Below are 14,672 nucleotides of genomic sequence, written 5' to 3' on the forward strand. Positions count from 1 at the left end.
ACGGCCGTCGACCCTGCGAATCATTCCTCACAAGAGGGACACAAGGTGCCATGTTGCTGTCACTCGTCCAGCCGCCGTATCGCGGCATCGTGTGCTCGGATATGTCCCGCAGCCCCGACGAGAGGCTCGACACACGAGGAGGATGGGACCCACCGTGCCCGCACACACCGTCTGGGAAGGAACCCGCTCGAGGGCGAGCGCGCCGTCGTCTTCGTTTCCTCCGGCATCGGCGAGCAGACGAACGGCAGCGGGGCTCCCGACGAGCTGACCACGGCCGCCCGCTTCTGCCGCCGCTTCATGCTGTTGGCGGACGGACCCACCGAGGCGCGAACTACCCGGCCCCAACGGCGGGCAGACGATCCTTCCGGCGACTCCTGGGAGACCACACGCTCCGCAGTCGTCGACGCAACGGGCCGATCCGGCGGGCCGCCGTCACTGCCCCGGCGACACCCCCGCGACACCCTCGAGAACGCCACGCCCTCCGCCAGGCGCACCACAGCGCTCCCCGCACCCGCAAGAAAGTACGAACCATGTCTTTGCCCCCACTGCACATACCGCCGGACGGTGGATCCCCTGTGTTCCTCGTAGGAGACACCTACACCACCTTGCTCAGCGCCGCTGACACCGGCGGTGAACTGTCCCTGGCCGAGGCCGTCGTTCCGGCCGATGCCGGCCCCCCGCCGCACACCCACCATCGCGAGTCCGAGACGTTCGTTCTTCTTGAGGGAACACTTCGTGTGACCGCCGGTGACGAGCAGTTCGACGTCGAACCCGGAGGGGTTGTGTACGTCCCCAAGGGCGTTCGTCACTCCTTCAAAAACACCAGCCCGGGCCACCCCGCCCGCATGTACTTCCTCTATGTGCCTGGCGGCATGGACGGCATGTTCCAGGAGATCGGCCGCCCCGGTGTCCGGGGCCAGGTCGGCCCTCCCCTCGACCCGGCCGATGTGGTCGCCATGGGCGAGGTTGCCGAGAAGTACGGCTACACCCTCGGCTGAACGACCGCCCCTCCGCGACGCCGCCGCAACCGCCGTACCCGGTGCTTGGGCGGACGTTCACCAGACGCATACCGGTCACCGGCCACGGTGCGCCAAGCTGGCGTCCCGCTGTGTGCAACGCCAGTGCGTTAAGGGTTCGTGCGCCCTGTCGAGAAGGCGGGACCTCTGGTAGTTCGCATGGTGTCGAAGCCTTTGCGAGTGTCCCGGAGGTCCCGTTGCCGCAGAATCCTGTCAGCGTCGGGTCCGGTGCGACAGCCCTCGACGTGTATGCGCCCGGCCATCTGGGCGAGTTGACCGAGATCATCGATCCCGAGCTGATCGGTGCGGTCCTGGAGGACACCGGTGCCCGGCAGCAGCGGCTACGGCTGCTCGACGGGGACGGTGAGGTCGGCGGTCGAGCGGTGAACGGCGGGCCGGGAGGCACCGAGGGTCCTCAGGATTCTCAGCATGCGCACGTTGTCCAAGCCGGTCATGACACTCATGGAGCAGCAGCCGAAGGTGCGGGCCTGCTCCCGGGCGTACTGCGCCAGCGTGGTGCCCAGGCCACGGCTCTGCCACGGATCCTCGATCATGATGCCGAGTTCGGCGGTGCTGGGCTCGGTCGTGCGGACCAGGTTGGTGGTCGCGATGAGTCGCTGTGGGTCGTCCTCCGGGTGGGTGACCCAGGTGAGGCCCAGGCCGGGGCGGGTCAGGTGGTGGAACTCGCCCCGGCGCAGGGAACGCCGGGCGGCCTGGTAGCGCGCGAAGCGCGTCTCGAGCGAACAGCGGTTGTGCAGCGCGTTCACCGCGTCGAAGTCAGCGAGCGTAGCGGGACGGGTGAGGGTGCGGGTCCCGGTGTGAGGCAGACGGGGGCGATGGGGTGTGGTGGTCATCGGGGCGGGGGCGGGCATAGTGGTCCTCGGCTTATGAAGTCAGGGAAGGCGGGGGCAGGGCACGGTGCAGGAGTGCGGCAACCACCGACAGCCGTTGCGGGGCCACCGACCGGGGCTCGTCACCGTCATTTGCGGTGTCGTCCCCCATGGCAGGATCCCGGCCCCTTGGAAGGGGGTCATTCCCGTGCGGGCCCGGCCGGAGCGGGAGGCTGTCGTCCATGACGAAGCTGACCGTCGAAGCATGGGGCTGAACAGCCGTGTCGGCGACGCTGCCGAACGACACGGAGTGTTCGGAACACGCGCCCCGCGCCCCGCTCACCGGCACGACCTCTCGGTCCGGGGCCGCAGCAGCGTTCCGAACTCAGGGGAACGGAACCCCGGACCGTCACAGATCAAGGTTCACCAGACTACGGGAGAGGGACACTCACGCGTCGGGGTCCTGGTGGTAGGCGTGACGGTCGGTGTGTGGGCCTCGGGAGGACGTGAGGAACCGGAGGGCCGACGCGACGAGCACGGTGATCAGAAGGGCGACGCTGAGCAGGAAGGTCCATTCGACCCACGCACCGCCGGACCGCCCCTTCTCGAACGCTGAGAACAGCCGTGCGCCCACGGGGTAGGAGATCATGCAGACGATGACGAGGGGCCAGAAGGACAACACCTTGAGAGGCTTGGTCCACGCGGTGAGGGCAAGGGCCACAACAGCGATCAGGGCGACGAGAACATGCATGCGATCCATGAGCCGATCCTTTCGCGCGGAATCCGCTGCGATCTCGGCCACCAGGAGGAATCGCACCTAGTCCGCGAAGCATAGACCCGCACGAGGGTGCCGCCCTTCCGCCTGCCGCCCTCGTGCGTCAGCGCTCCACGCGGCTCTGTTCCCGGTCGCCCACGGAGGAGGTGTACCCGTCCGGCACACCGGACGGGTACACCTCCTCATGCCACAGACGAGCCGAGACGAGCTCGACCGCAGTCCTGAGATGACGGCGGTAGGTGCTCAGTGACACTCCCAGTCGTTCGGCCGCTGCCCGGTGCGTGGTCGTCCCTTCGACGAACGCGGTCATCGCGGCCTGGTGCGGTCCGTGCCCGCCTTGCTCCTCGGCCAGCTCGTAGATGGCCTGTTGGAGCACGGCCGCCAGGTCTTCACCGCCTACGGCAGCCACCCGGCTACGCCGCAACGGATTCAGCGCGAGCTCCGACGGCCGCCGCAACGCCCGCAGTCCCGCGTGCACGGCGTCGGCGAACTCCAGCTCGGACAGTACCCCCGTCGGCGTCCGCGCCTCATCCGTGCGGACGAAGCCGGCACCGTTCACCCGATGACAGGGGTCGCGGCCGTCGCCCTCACCCGACACGGAGCGCAGCAGCCCGCGCAGCCAGTCGGAAGCGGGAAAGACCCGCACGTCACGGGCGAACAGACGCTGGGGAACGCCACCGACGTCCCAGCGGTGCTCCGTGGGAAGCAGCCCGTGCCGGCGCAGCGGCCCATCCCAGGCGCCGTCGTCCCGGAGCACGAAGAACACCCAGGCCGGTCCGCCGGTCCGCACGGTCTCCGCGACGAGGCCCCGCAGCGACAGCGCCATGGCCGATGAGGCGTCCCGTCGCTCTTGCGGGTCGGCATGGAAGCGGGCCACCGAGATCCGCTCGTTCGCCCGCAGTGGCCCGTGCCGCCGGACGTGGTCCCAGACGGCGGCGACCACGGAATCTGCTGTCTCCCCTTCGTACGCCGTCAGCCGCAGCCAGGCCGAACAGGCTCGCGGTGGGCCGTACGGGACTGGCCGCCGGACCCTGAACGCCTCCGGCTGGTGACGCAGCCAGAACCGTGCGTTCTCCGCGGACTCCGGCCCCTCGCAGTCCGCGATCAGGCCGAGCACGGTGGCCTCGTCCACAGGTCTGCACGCCTCGTCCTCGTGGCTGTCCCGCGCGGTCCACTCATGGGCGGGTGGCAGCACCGTGATGTCCCGGTACAGGCGGTGCAGGGCTGCCGCAGCGTCCAGGGCGCGGTCGAAAGGCACGGTGCGTATCTGCTCCACCAGGTGGTCGTGCAGGCGCTCGTGCAGAGCGGCGAACCCGTCGGGGTCGTTCCATCTGGCGTCGTGCGCGACCGTGTTGCGTACCGCCTCGTCCAGCAGCAGGCCGCATCCGAGGGCCGTCACCCAGGGCTGCGCGCGCAGCCACGCGAACGACCGGGCCGCCGCGCCGGCGCCGAGTTCGGCGCGCAGCAACTCCTCCGTGACGGTCCCCACCCGGGCGGTCACCTGCAGAGTCCGTCGGTGCTGCTCGGTGGGAAGGCCGCCGACGAGACGGTGGAACAGGACCGCGGTCAGCCGTCGGGAGACGCCCCCGTCCATAGACCACCCTGCTTCCCCACCTGTGCGGGCGGCGGCCGCGACCAGGGACAGAGCCAGGGGATTGCCGCCCGCGAACTCCCGCACGGAGACGTTCAAAGGTGGCGGCACGTCCTGGTCGCCCAGGACCCTCTTGGTCTCCTCCGCACTGAGCGCGGGCAACTTCATCGACCGAGCGCAGGCGGCCCAGCCGGGATCGGTTCTCCAGCCGGGCTGCGGCGGGGTCCTGGACGCCATGACCACGACCGCATCACCCGGCACGTCGGGCAGGAAGCTCTCGCGCAGCCACGCCTCCAGCCCGGTGCACCGCTCCAGGCTGTCGACCAACAGGACGGGTGCGGGATCGTCAAGAACATCACGGAACGCATCCAGGCGACCGCAGGCGTCCGCCGGCGTCCTCGCACCGTCCACCCACACCACCGACCGGCCGGCGGCGGTCGCGTCCAAGGACAGGCGGTGCAGCAGGGCGGACTTACCGATACCGCCGGGCCCGTGCACGAAGAGGACGGGACGGGCTTCGGCTTCTCCCGCCAGCGCCGCTCGGAACGCTTTCCGCTCGGCCGCCCTGCCGACGAAGGCCCGGGCACGTGCGGCGGCCACGTGCTCGCCGAGCAGACCGCCACCACAGGAGCCGACGGGGTCCGTGGCGTTGCTGCCGCTCACTGGGTCGGCTCGGGTAGGGACTGGTCCCGGACTCACCGGAACTCCTCTGCGAAGGGATCGGTCAACCCCTCCAGTCCAACCGTCCCGGTCGTCCGCGAGCTCCGCATTCGAGGCGAACTCGGGGATCAGCCGACCGGACGAGGTCGCTCTCCTGCTCGTCCTGGAGAACGAGTACGTGCACCCGGAAGCTCCTGCACAGACATCGGACTGTCCGCGCTCGCGCTGACCCACGGACGAGGGGTACGCCGTCTTCCGGTGTCCCGGCGGGCCGCTGTCGGCCGGCGCGGTCTACCGTGGACCGTCATGAGCGCACTGAACTCGTGGCCGCGCCGCCGTCTGCCCCCCGCCCTGACCGACCTGGCCCTGGGCGTTCTCCTGACGGGCTGGTGCCTGGCCCTGCCCTCCCTGGTCCCTGCGAGCGAGGCCCTGCACAACGCGCCGGGCGGCTGGTGGGTCGCGCTCATCCTGGTCTGCGGTGCGCCCATTACCGTTCATCACCGGTTCCCGCTGGCGAGCCTCGTGGTTGTCGCGGTCACCTGCAGCATCCTCCAGGCGTTGGGTTACGTCCCTCACCTCGTGGGGCCGCAGGGGACCGCGATCAGCCCCACCTACCTGTGCGCCGCGACTGCCCTGTTCCTGACCGCCGTGCGGACCGAGCGCCGCACCGCCGCTCTTGTGGCGCTCCTCCACGTTCCGGCACTGTCCGTGACGGAAGCCGTGCTGGCGCCCGCGGGTCACTGGCTTGCCGCGGGCACGACCGAGGCGGTGCTGACGGCCGCGGCCTGGTCCCTCGGCCGGCTGGTACGAACCCGGACCGCCATGCAGGATCAGGCGCTGGAGCGCGCCAAGGCGCTGGAGGGTGAACAGCTCGCCAAAGCCCGTGCCGCCGTCATGGAGGAACGCGCGCGCATCGCCCGGGAACTGCACGACATCGTCGCCCACAACGTCAGCCTCATGATCGTGCAGACCATCGCCGCCGACCGGGTCCAGGCCCGCGACCCGGAGAAGGCCCACGAACTGCACCGCACCATCGAGGAGACCGGCCGGGCCACCGTCGCCGAGCTACGGCAACTGCTGGACGTGCTCCGCACCGACGACGAGGACGACACCGACCCCAGCAAGCAGCCACCGCAGCCCACCATCGACGCCATCCCGGCGCTGCTGGAGTCGGTACGTGCCGCCGGTCTCCAGGTCCACTGCGCCATCAGCGGGGAACCGGCCGACCTGTCGGCCGGATCGCAACTGGCGGTCTACCGGATCGTGCAGGAAGCCCTCACCAACACGCTCAAGCACGCGGGCCGCACCCGCACCGCCGTCACGCTGGCGTGGGAGCACGACCGTCGCAGGCTCTCCTTGAGGATCTGCGACGCGGGCCCCGGCGAGCAGGCCGCGCCTTCACCGGCCCACGTCTTCGACCGGGGGGCGGGGCACGGGCTGGTCGGGATCCGGGAACGGGTCGCGGCCATGGGCGGCACACTGCACACCGGTCACCGGCCCGGAGGCGGTTACTGTGTGCATGCCGCCCTCCCCCTTCCGTCCGTGTACGGCCCGCCCCCGCCGGACGACCGGAGCTCCTGCGTCCTCGCCGATCCCGTTGGCCACGAGGACGGCACCGGGTCCCACGACGACGGCACCGGGTCCCACGACGACGAGGCCGGGACCGTCCTCGCTCTCCCGGTCACCTGAGTCAACGCCGCGGCCGGTCCGCGGGTGACAGCAGCGGGGTTCCGGACAGTTCGTGCTCCCACATGATCCGCGTGATCCGGTGTGTCGCCCACGCCAGGTGGCGGCGGTAGGTGCTGAGGGGAAGCCCCAGGCGCCGAGCGGCGGCCGCCTGCGTCGAGGCCCCTTCGACGTAGGCGGCGGTCGCCGCCCGGTAGCCCTTGTCACCACCGCGCTCGAGCGGCAGGCTGCCGATCGCGCTGGTGACCACGTCCTTGAGACCCATGCCGTGCGCCAGGACGAGACGACTGCGCTGGAGCGGGTTGAGCGCCAGCTCACGTGGCCGGTGCAAGGCTCGCAGAGCGGCCTTCACGGCGACGGCGAACTCCTCCTCGCCCAGCACCAGGATCTCCGCCGCCGTGCACGATTCCTTCCCGGAGCGGGCTGGACCAGGAGCGGCGCCGGTGAGCAAGGGAGCGTTCGCCGCACCCCCCAACACCGCGGGCAGGGCACGCCGGTCGCAGGCGAAGAGACGGTGACGGTGGCCGTCGACGGTCACCGTGCCGGCCGTCGGTTCCATGGCGTGGTGGCGCAGATGAGAGTCCCAGAAGCCGTCGTCGCGCAGGACGGCGAACGCCCAGGCCAGTCTGTCGTCGCGGATGATGTCCCCCACCATGCGCCCGAGGGACGCGTCCATCACGGGGGAGGGACGGTGATCGCCGTACTCGCCGACGTGGAACCGCGCCAGCGCGATGTGCTCGCCGGCCCGCACCGGACCGTGCTTCCTGGTGTGCGCCCAGGCGGCGGCGACGACCGGGTCCTCCGCCTCCCCTTCGAAGGGCATGAGCCTCAACCACGCCGAACCTCCGACGTCCTCCTCACCAGGTCCGAGGCGTTGCAGAAGGAAGGACTCGGGCTGCTCGCGCAGCCAGTGCGCGGCCATGCGCGCCGACTCCGGTCCCTCCTGGCGGCGTATCCGGCGGATCAGCGTCGCCTCGTGCCCGACCGCGCGGGGCAGCTCTTCGGCCCGGCCGCCCGACGCCCGGCCGTGCGCATCTGCCAGAAAGCGCCCGGAGCGGTGGAGGAACCGCAGGTCCCCCACGGTCTCGAGGACGCGGGAAGCGGGCCCGAGCCTCGTCCGTTCGAGCAGGTGGCCCCGGATCCTCCGGTGCAGTTCTGCGAATCCGGCCGGATCACGCCAGCGTAGATCGGCTCTCAGCGCCTCGCGTACGACGGCGTGGGGGGCCACACCGAGCCGGGTGGTCTGGACGAACGGCTGGTCGCGCAGCCAGAGGAAGAGATCCTCGCCCTGGTCACCGAGGACCGCCCGCAGCAACGCCACCGAAGTGACACGGGCCTGGGCGCACACGTCCAGGGCTGCCTGGTGAGCCTCGTCGGGCGGGGTACCGACGAGGCGGCGCAGCAGAGTGGCGACGGCGTCCTGGCCCAGCGGAGGATCCGCGTGATCGGCACCGCCATCGGTCTCCGTGCGCACCGCCGCCTCCGCAGCCAGGGCGAGAGCCAGGGGGTGCCCTCCGGTGAACTCCAGCAGGGCGTCGTGCAGGTGAGGGAGCACGCCTCGCTGCCGGAGGAACGCCGCTGCGTCGGGCTTGCTCAGACCGCCGAGGGGCAGTACACGCAGCAGCCCCGTCCAGCCCGGGTCGGCCGGCCAGTGAGGGTCAGGCTCGTGGCGGCTCGCCACGACGACCACGGTGCCCCAGGGGAGGCGGGGTAGGCACTCCTCACGCAACCAGTCCTCCAAGGACCGGCAGTGCTCGAAGGAATCGACGAGCAGAACGGCTCCAGGCTCCCGCGTGACGGGACGTACGGCACGCGTGAACGCATCGGCGGTCGCCGGCGTGGTCCGCCCGTCGACCCGTACGACGGTGCGGCCTGCGGCACGGGCCTCCAGCGCGAACCGGCGCAAGAGCATCGACTTGCCCGTGCCCTCCGGACCGTGCAGGTAGAGAACGCAGGCGGCGCCGGATGCTCCGTGCAACGCTGCGCGGAAGAAGTGGAGCTCATGCCTGCGTCCGAGGAATGAACGCTCCCGGACTCGTTCCAACCGCCGGCCCAGGCTGCCGCCGCGCGTGCTCACTCACTCCGCCTCTCCGTCTCGCCCGACGCGCCCGGGCCGCTGACCGCGACAGCGCGGAGCGCGGCCGCGACGGGAGTACTCCGAGAGGAGCATATGCGTCCGTGGATCACCAAGAGCGGCCGCCCACGAGGGGCGGAGAGTTCGTCGCCCCTGCACCCTCGGCGGCCGCCGTTGAGCACAGGTGAGCACATGACGACCACCGCTTGAGCAGCCGGTGGCGCGCGGGGGTGCCGAGCATGGAACGGACCCGCCACACGAGTACCACCCCCCGCCACACGAGTACCACCCCCACCCCACCCCCATGCCCATGCCCATGCCCATGCCCATGCCCATGCCCATGCCCACAACTGCGATGTCCTCCTCCTGCCCCGTCGATGTCGTCCTCTCACTGCGCCGGCAGAAGACAGCCCGTCTGCTGCGCACCATGCGCCCGTACCACGTGCTGCCCGCCCTGTCCCACTCATGGGGTTCCGCACCGGCCTACATGTCGCTGCTGCGCAGGCCCGACGGACTGACCGTCCTCGATGTGTCAGAGGACGGCGGAACGGACCGACTTGAGCAGCGCGTGCGCGTGCTCAGCACGATCTCCTCGGTCGTGGTGCTGGCCCCCCGGGACGTGGACGTGGTCGCCACGCTGCGTGCGGGGGCCGTCAACGTGCTCCCCCGGGACACCCCTCCTAGGGAGTTGGCCGGACGGATCGTCGCCGAACGCAGGTGGATCGATCTCTCTTCGAGGCGTCAACGCCTGCGGGCACCGTCCCGGAGTCGTCCGCAGGTCGTGCCTCACCAGGCTTCTCAACAGGTGTTGTTGGAACTTCTGAGCCTGCCTTCCCGTGAGTGGTGTTGTCACGATCTGGGTCTGCTGCTCGGCACCGCCGGGGAGCCGGTGAGCAAACGGGCGCTGCAAGCCCGTGTGATGCGTCTGAACGGACGTCTGGCGCCGTACGGGGTCTCCGTCGACGCCGTACACCGGTGGGGCCGGACCAGGTACACGGGTGTGCGCGAGGCCGTGCCGTACGAAGTGCCGCTCGCGCAGTCGCCGTTGCGCCTCTGATCTCGCGCCCCGGATGCGCTGACGACTCGTTCGTGGGAGGCCGTCAGGGAGGAGCAGCCTGTCAGCGGACGGTGGAAGCGTGCCCGACCGGTGTGACCAGGCCGGCGTCGTAGGCCAGGATCACCGCTTGTACCCGGTCACGCAGATGGTACTTCTCCAGGATATGAGCGATGTGTGTCCTGACCGTGTTCTTGCTGACGTCCAACTCCTGAGCGATCTCCTCGTTGGACAATCCCCGACTCAGCGCACGCAACACGTCGACCTCGCGGGCCGTGAGATGCTCCAGCCGCCTGGACGCGGCCCCGACGGCCGGCTGAGGCAGACGGGCGAAGCGGTCCAGAAGCCGCCGAGTGACACGGGGGGACAGGACCGCGTCACCGGCGGCCACCATCCGTACCGCCTCCACCAGAGACTGTGCGGGCCCGTCCTTGAGCAGGAAACCGACGGCCCCGGCCCTGAGAGCGTCCAGGACGTGCCGATCCAGGTCGAACGTGGTCAACATCACGACCTGGGCTTCCGCACCGGACTCCACGATGCGCCGGGTGGCCTCGACACCGTCCGTGCCGGGCATGCGGACGTCCATCAGGACGACGTCCGGCCGCAGGGCGAGGACCTGCTCAACAGCGGAGTCGCCGTCGGACGCCTCACCGACAACGGCGATGTCCGGTTCGCATTCGAGGATGAGACGGAAACCGGTGCGGATCATCTGCTGGTCGTCGACCAGCAGAACGCGGACGGACTCCATGGAAGCGGCTTCCTTCGTGCGGTGCACCGGCGTGCGGTGCGGGTGAAACGGGCGGCAGGCTCGACTGCCGCCCCGAGCGATGCGCCGACGACGAGCATGTGTACCGGCTCTCGTTGACTTCCTCCCCCGCCTGAAGGCGGGGGATTCCTACGGCTCGCGCTGCAGGGTTTCCTGCTTCATCGCCGACTGCCCGCCCGGAGTACTCCGTTGGGGTCTTACGCCAGCTCCACAGGCTGACACCGCCAGTCCGGCGGCCAGAAGGTTCTTTGCGGCGTTCACGTCCCGGTCATGGGTCGCTCCGCAGTCACAGGTCCAGGTACGGACGTTCAGCGGCATCTTGCCCTGCAAGGCGCCGCAGTTCGAGCAGAGCTTGCTGGAGGGGAACCAGCGGTCGACGGCGATCACCTCGCGGCCGTACCACTGGGCCTTGTACTCCAGCATGCCCCGGAAGTCCGACCACGCGGCATCACTGATGGCGCGGGCCAGATTCCGGTTCCTGACCATGTTGCGCACGCTCAGGTCCTCGATCACGACCGTTTGGTTCTCACGGACGAGACGGGTGGTCAGCTTGTGCAGGTGATCGCGCCGCCGGTCAGCGATGCGGGCATGGATGCGGGCGACCCGCCGGCGGGCCTTGGCCCGGTTCGCGGAGCCCTTCCGCTTCTTCGCCAGACGGCGCTGGGCGAGGGCGAGCCGGGCCCGGTCCTTGCGTTCATGCCGGGGGTTGGCGACCTTCTCCCCGGTGGAGAGCGTCAGCAGATGCTCCAGCCCGACGTCGACACCGACTGCCGTGCCGGTGGCGGGCAGCGGCTTCACCATCGGGTCCTCCACGAGGAGGGACACGAACCAGCGTCCGGCCGCGTCCTGCGACACGGTCACCGTGGACGGTGCCGCACCCTCGGGGAGGGGCCGGGACCAGACGATGTCCAGCGGCTCCGTCATCTTGGCAAGGGTCAGCTTCCCGTCGCGGAACCGGAAGCCGGAGGTGGTGTACTCCGCCGACTTGCGGGACTTCTTCCTCGACTTGAAGCGGGGGTACTTCGCCCGCTTGCCGAAGAAGTTGGTGAACGCGCTCTGGAGGTGCCGCAGGCACTGCTGGAGAGGGACGGAGGAGACGTCGTTCAGGAACGCCAGCTCCTCCGTCTTCTTCCAGGCGGTCAGCATCGCCGAGGTGGCGTTGTAGTTGATGCGCTCCGACCGCAGCACCCATGCCTCGGTGCGGGCCTGGAGGGCGAGGTTGTAGACCTTCCGCACGCATCCGAACGTGCGCGACAGCTCTGCTGCCTGCGCATCGGTCGGGTAGAAGCGGTACTTGAACGCCCGCTTCGCGTGAGTGGTGGTCATGGCTCACAAACTAGTGAAACAGTTTGTGAACTGTCAAATGCCGCTTACGACACGGTCTTTCGCCTTGGCGGCGAAACCCCGCCCCTGCCCCGCTCCGCAGGGGTTTCGTCTCCTCCCCGGCCTGAAGGCCGAGGTATCCACGAAGGAATCAGATGACGAGAGATCACGATATCTGCACGGGTCTCCGGGACGCGTTGGGTCGATGCGCGCAGCGTGACGCAGCCGACGTGGAGAGACGAGACGGCACGCTGCTCCGGCCTGGCGACTGATCAGACCGGTCCGAGAAAGTTGCTCCAGCAACTGAGGGATCATCCGTCGGAGCACTTTCCCTTCGCCTTACTGCCTTACGTGCCCTACAGCATGCAGTACACGATTACGCAAAAGTGAACGACGATCAACTTCGTGAAGCGTGCCGTCCGGGCGAGGGTCTGCGTTCGCGGGCGGTGCTGACACCGCACGACCGCCGGTATCGCCGTGGAACACCGTGCCGCCGTGCCACGTCCTCCTGTGATCCGATGGGCTCGCTGCCCCGATCAGGGGCCGAAGGCTCAACGAAGGGAACCACCGTGGCAACCACGCGCTCCGCGCACACCGTCTGGGAAGGCAACCTGCTCGAGGGCAACGGCGTCGTCACCTTCGACTCGTCCGGCATCGGCGAGCAGCCGGTGTCGTGGCCGTCGCGCGCCGAGCAGGCGAACGGCAGGACCAGCCCGGAGGAGCTGATCGCCGCCGCCCACTCCAGCTGCTTCTCCATGGCACTGTCGCACGGCCTGACCGGCGCCGGCACCCCGCCCACCAAGCTCACCACCTCCGCCGACGTCACCTTCCAGCCCGGCGAGGGCATCAAGGGCATCCACCTCACGGTGGAGGGCACCGTCCCCGGCCTCGACAACGACACCTTCGTCGCCGCCGCCGAGGACGCCAAGAAGAACTGCCCGGTCAGCCAGGCCCTGACCGGCACGACCATCACCCTGACAGCGAAGCTGGCCTGAAACAGGGGCGGTGACCGGCCACATGACATGTCGGGACGGAGCCGGTTCTGTGACGGAACTGTGGTGCAGTCCCCCAGAGGTCTGACTCACGCACCCGCTGAAGACACGTAGTGGCGATTCGAAGTGGTCAGGCCACGGCGTTGCCACCGGAGGCAACGCGGCCTCGCCGGCCTGCCACCCTCACGGGCGGCGGGCCGGCCCCGTTCTTGTCGTCCCTTGTCTGCTCGGCGCAGGGGGGCGTGCCGTCTTCCGGCCGTGTGCGGGTGCCGAGGTCGTTCAGCGGGCCGTCGGCGGTCATCACCACGATCGCAGTCGTCACCGTGGCCAACGCGACCGGCAGCATGACCACACGCGGCCGGCCCAGCGGCCCACGACGCGGTCTGCACCAACGGGCTCGACATCCTGTCTGCCCTCGCGGCAATCACCGCTGACGTCGTCCATCCAGTAGGCGCCCGTCAGTTGGGCGAACGTCACACTATGTCCGTCATCCCGCGGAAGGCTCATACCTGAGACAACGACGCACCCCCACATGGGCCACCGCCCTCCACGACTCGGCGGCAAGATCGTGATCACTCGACTCGCCGGGGCCGTCGCGGAAGACAGGCCCTCCTTCATGGCCGGAACGGCCTCGATTCCTCCCGGTCCGGTCGTACCGCGGCAACGATGACTCGGAGCCGGCAGCAGCCGCTCGTTTCCCACAAGCCCCTGTCGTGAAAGGACGGCCAGCCGCTGCGAAGCCACGACGAGGGCAGGCGGTTACCTCGGCGGTGTGCCCCTGCCGCGCAGTCGTCGGAGCAAGGCGTCCTCGTCGGCGGCGACGGCGCTGGGTCCCAGCCCTTCAGCGGAACGGCGCCCACGCGCCGCCCGGCGGGGTCCAGCAGGTGACCGGCGAGCTTGACCGGCCACAAGGTGACCGCGCGGTCGGCGACGGTGAGTCCCGGGAAGGGTGCGGTGAGCTGCGACTCGAAGACGTGGATGTCGTCGACGGACCGCAGCCAGGCAGCGAACAGCAGATTGTGCGGGCCGGTGAGGGAGGCGACCAACCGCACCTCGCGCAGCCCGGAGACATACGCAGCGATCCGTGCGGTGTCCTTCGGCGGAGCCGAGCACCACAGGCTCACGCTCACCGGCCAGCCGGACAGGCCGCGTGCCACCTCGCAGCGGAAGACCAGTGACCGGGACTCCTCCAGTCGGCGCAGGCGGCGCCGTACCGTCGTCGGGCTCAGTCCGGTGCTCCGCGCCAGTCCGGCGACCGACTGACGCGGGTCGTCAGCCAGGGCCCGCACCAGTGCCTGATCCTCACGTCGCACAGGTGAGCTCCCCGCCCCGGGCGCGGCGGTGCTCGCTGTACGCGCCAGCCGCGGCCGAGCCGACGTACGGTCCAGCCGCCACCGGCTGCCGTCCATGTGCAGAGCGGTCGCGATCTGGGTCCGGCTCGCCGCCACCCCGGGCAGTGCCCCCACACGCATCCCGGTGTAGCGGGCCAGCTCGGCCAGACTGCCGAACACGCACGTCAACACGAGCCCTCGGGCCCCGGTGACGTGCTCGGCGCTGAACACATGCGGGTCGCCGGCGACTTCGACCGCGACGTCGTGCACCCGGCCTGGCGCGCAGTCCACCTCCACGAAGGCGACAATCAGCGGCGCCCCCTCCAGGCTGACGGGGTAGCAGCTGAACCACGCGTGCCCCGCTGTGGCGAGCCGGGCCCAGCGTCGCGCCGCAGTCGAGGGGTCGACACCGAGGACCGCTCCCACCTCGCTCCACTCGGCCCGCGGCGAATCCTGCAGGACGGTCACGAGCCGCATGTCCAGCTCGTCCAGCGTATCCGTACGCGTGGGGCCGTCGTCGGCCCGTGGGATCCACGGCCATGTCGACACGGCGGATTCCTGCAAAGGATCATGG

11 protein-coding genes are annotated in these 14,672 nt (G+C 69.9%); 4 read left to right on the top strand and 7 right to left on the bottom strand.

From position 1 onward, the window contains the following. The first annotated feature begins 575 nt into the window (after positions 1-575). On the top strand, positions 576-998 hold the full coding sequence (locus JHAT_RS34605) for a cupin domain-containing protein (RefSeq protein WP_171990805.1): 423 nt from the start codon (positions 576-578) through the stop codon (positions 996-998). A gap of 359 nt (positions 999-1,357) precedes the next feature. Here the strand turns inward: JHAT_RS34605 and JHAT_RS08585 are convergent, their stop codons facing one another. From JHAT_RS08585 to JHAT_RS08595, 3 genes are all read right to left on the bottom strand, one after another. Continuing rightward, positions 1,358-1,870, bottom strand: a complete 513-nt coding sequence (locus JHAT_RS08585; protein WP_077797562.1) for a GNAT family N-acetyltransferase — start codon at positions 1,868-1,870, stop codon at positions 1,358-1,360. Positions 1,871-2,294: 424 nt separating this feature from the next. Continuing rightward, complete coding sequence (locus JHAT_RS08590; protein ID WP_143660383.1) at positions 2,295-2,648, bottom strand: hypothetical protein; 354 nt, start codon at positions 2,646-2,648, stop codon at positions 2,295-2,297. A 76-nt stretch (positions 2,649-2,724) separates the two neighbouring features. Continuing rightward, positions 2,725-4,875, bottom strand: a complete 2,151-nt coding sequence (locus tag JHAT_RS08595) for an AAA family ATPase (protein ID WP_077797464.1) — start codon at positions 4,873-4,875, stop codon at positions 2,725-2,727. Between the two features lie 303 nt (positions 4,876-5,178). Here JHAT_RS08595 and JHAT_RS08600 point away from each other — a divergent pair, with 303 nt between their 5' ends. Next, positions 5,179-6,561, top strand: a complete 1,383-nt coding sequence (locus JHAT_RS08600; RefSeq protein WP_077797465.1) for a sensor histidine kinase — start codon at positions 5,179-5,181, stop codon at positions 6,559-6,561. Position 6,562: 1 nt separating this feature from the next. Here the strand turns inward: JHAT_RS08600 and JHAT_RS08605 are convergent, their stop codons facing one another. Next, complete coding sequence (locus JHAT_RS08605; RefSeq protein WP_171990806.1) at positions 6,563-8,536, bottom strand: ATP-binding protein; 1,974 nt, start codon at positions 8,534-8,536, stop codon at positions 6,563-6,565. Positions 8,537-8,960: 424 nt separating this feature from the next. On the opposite strand from JHAT_RS08605, the gene JHAT_RS08615 reads away from it, so the two are divergent. Continuing rightward, positions 8,961-9,689, top strand: a complete 729-nt coding sequence (locus tag JHAT_RS08615) for a hypothetical protein (protein ID WP_143660385.1) — start codon at positions 8,961-8,963, stop codon at positions 9,687-9,689. A 61-nt stretch (positions 9,690-9,750) separates the two neighbouring features. Here JHAT_RS08615 and JHAT_RS08620 read toward each other — a convergent pair whose 3' ends face one another. Together JHAT_RS08620 and JHAT_RS08625 are read right to left on the bottom strand one after the other, a co-directional pair. Beyond that, a complete protein-coding gene (locus tag JHAT_RS08620; protein ID WP_030856507.1) occupies positions 9,751-10,434 on the bottom strand; it encodes a response regulator transcription factor in 684 nt (227 codons plus the stop codon). A 147-nt stretch (positions 10,435-10,581) separates the two neighbouring features. Then, positions 10,582-11,778 carry an RNA-guided endonuclease TnpB family protein gene (locus JHAT_RS08625; RefSeq protein WP_077797469.1) on the bottom strand — a complete coding sequence of 399 codons (1,197 nt, stop codon included), beginning with the start codon at positions 11,776-11,778 and terminating at the stop codon, positions 10,582-10,584. A 566-nt stretch (positions 11,779-12,344) separates the two neighbouring features. On the opposite strand from JHAT_RS08625, the gene JHAT_RS08630 reads away from it, so the two are divergent. Next, positions 12,345-12,770 (top strand): OsmC family protein, encoded by a 426-nt coding sequence (locus tag JHAT_RS08630; RefSeq protein WP_055469927.1) that lies wholly within the window; start codon positions 12,345-12,347, stop codon positions 12,768-12,770. A gap of 611 nt (positions 12,771-13,381) precedes the next feature. Here the strand turns inward: JHAT_RS08630 and JHAT_RS08635 are convergent. Beyond that, positions 13,382-14,647 carry an Lrp/AsnC family transcriptional regulator gene (locus JHAT_RS08635; protein WP_253195445.1) on the bottom strand — a complete coding sequence of 422 codons (1,266 nt, stop codon included), beginning with the start codon at positions 14,645-14,647 and terminating at the stop codon, positions 13,382-13,384. Positions 14,648-14,672 lie beyond the last annotated feature (25 nt).

The organism is Streptomyces sp. JHA26, assembly GCF_002005565.1.
Classification (GTDB): domain Bacteria; phylum Actinomycetota; class Actinomycetes; order Streptomycetales; family Streptomycetaceae; genus Streptomyces.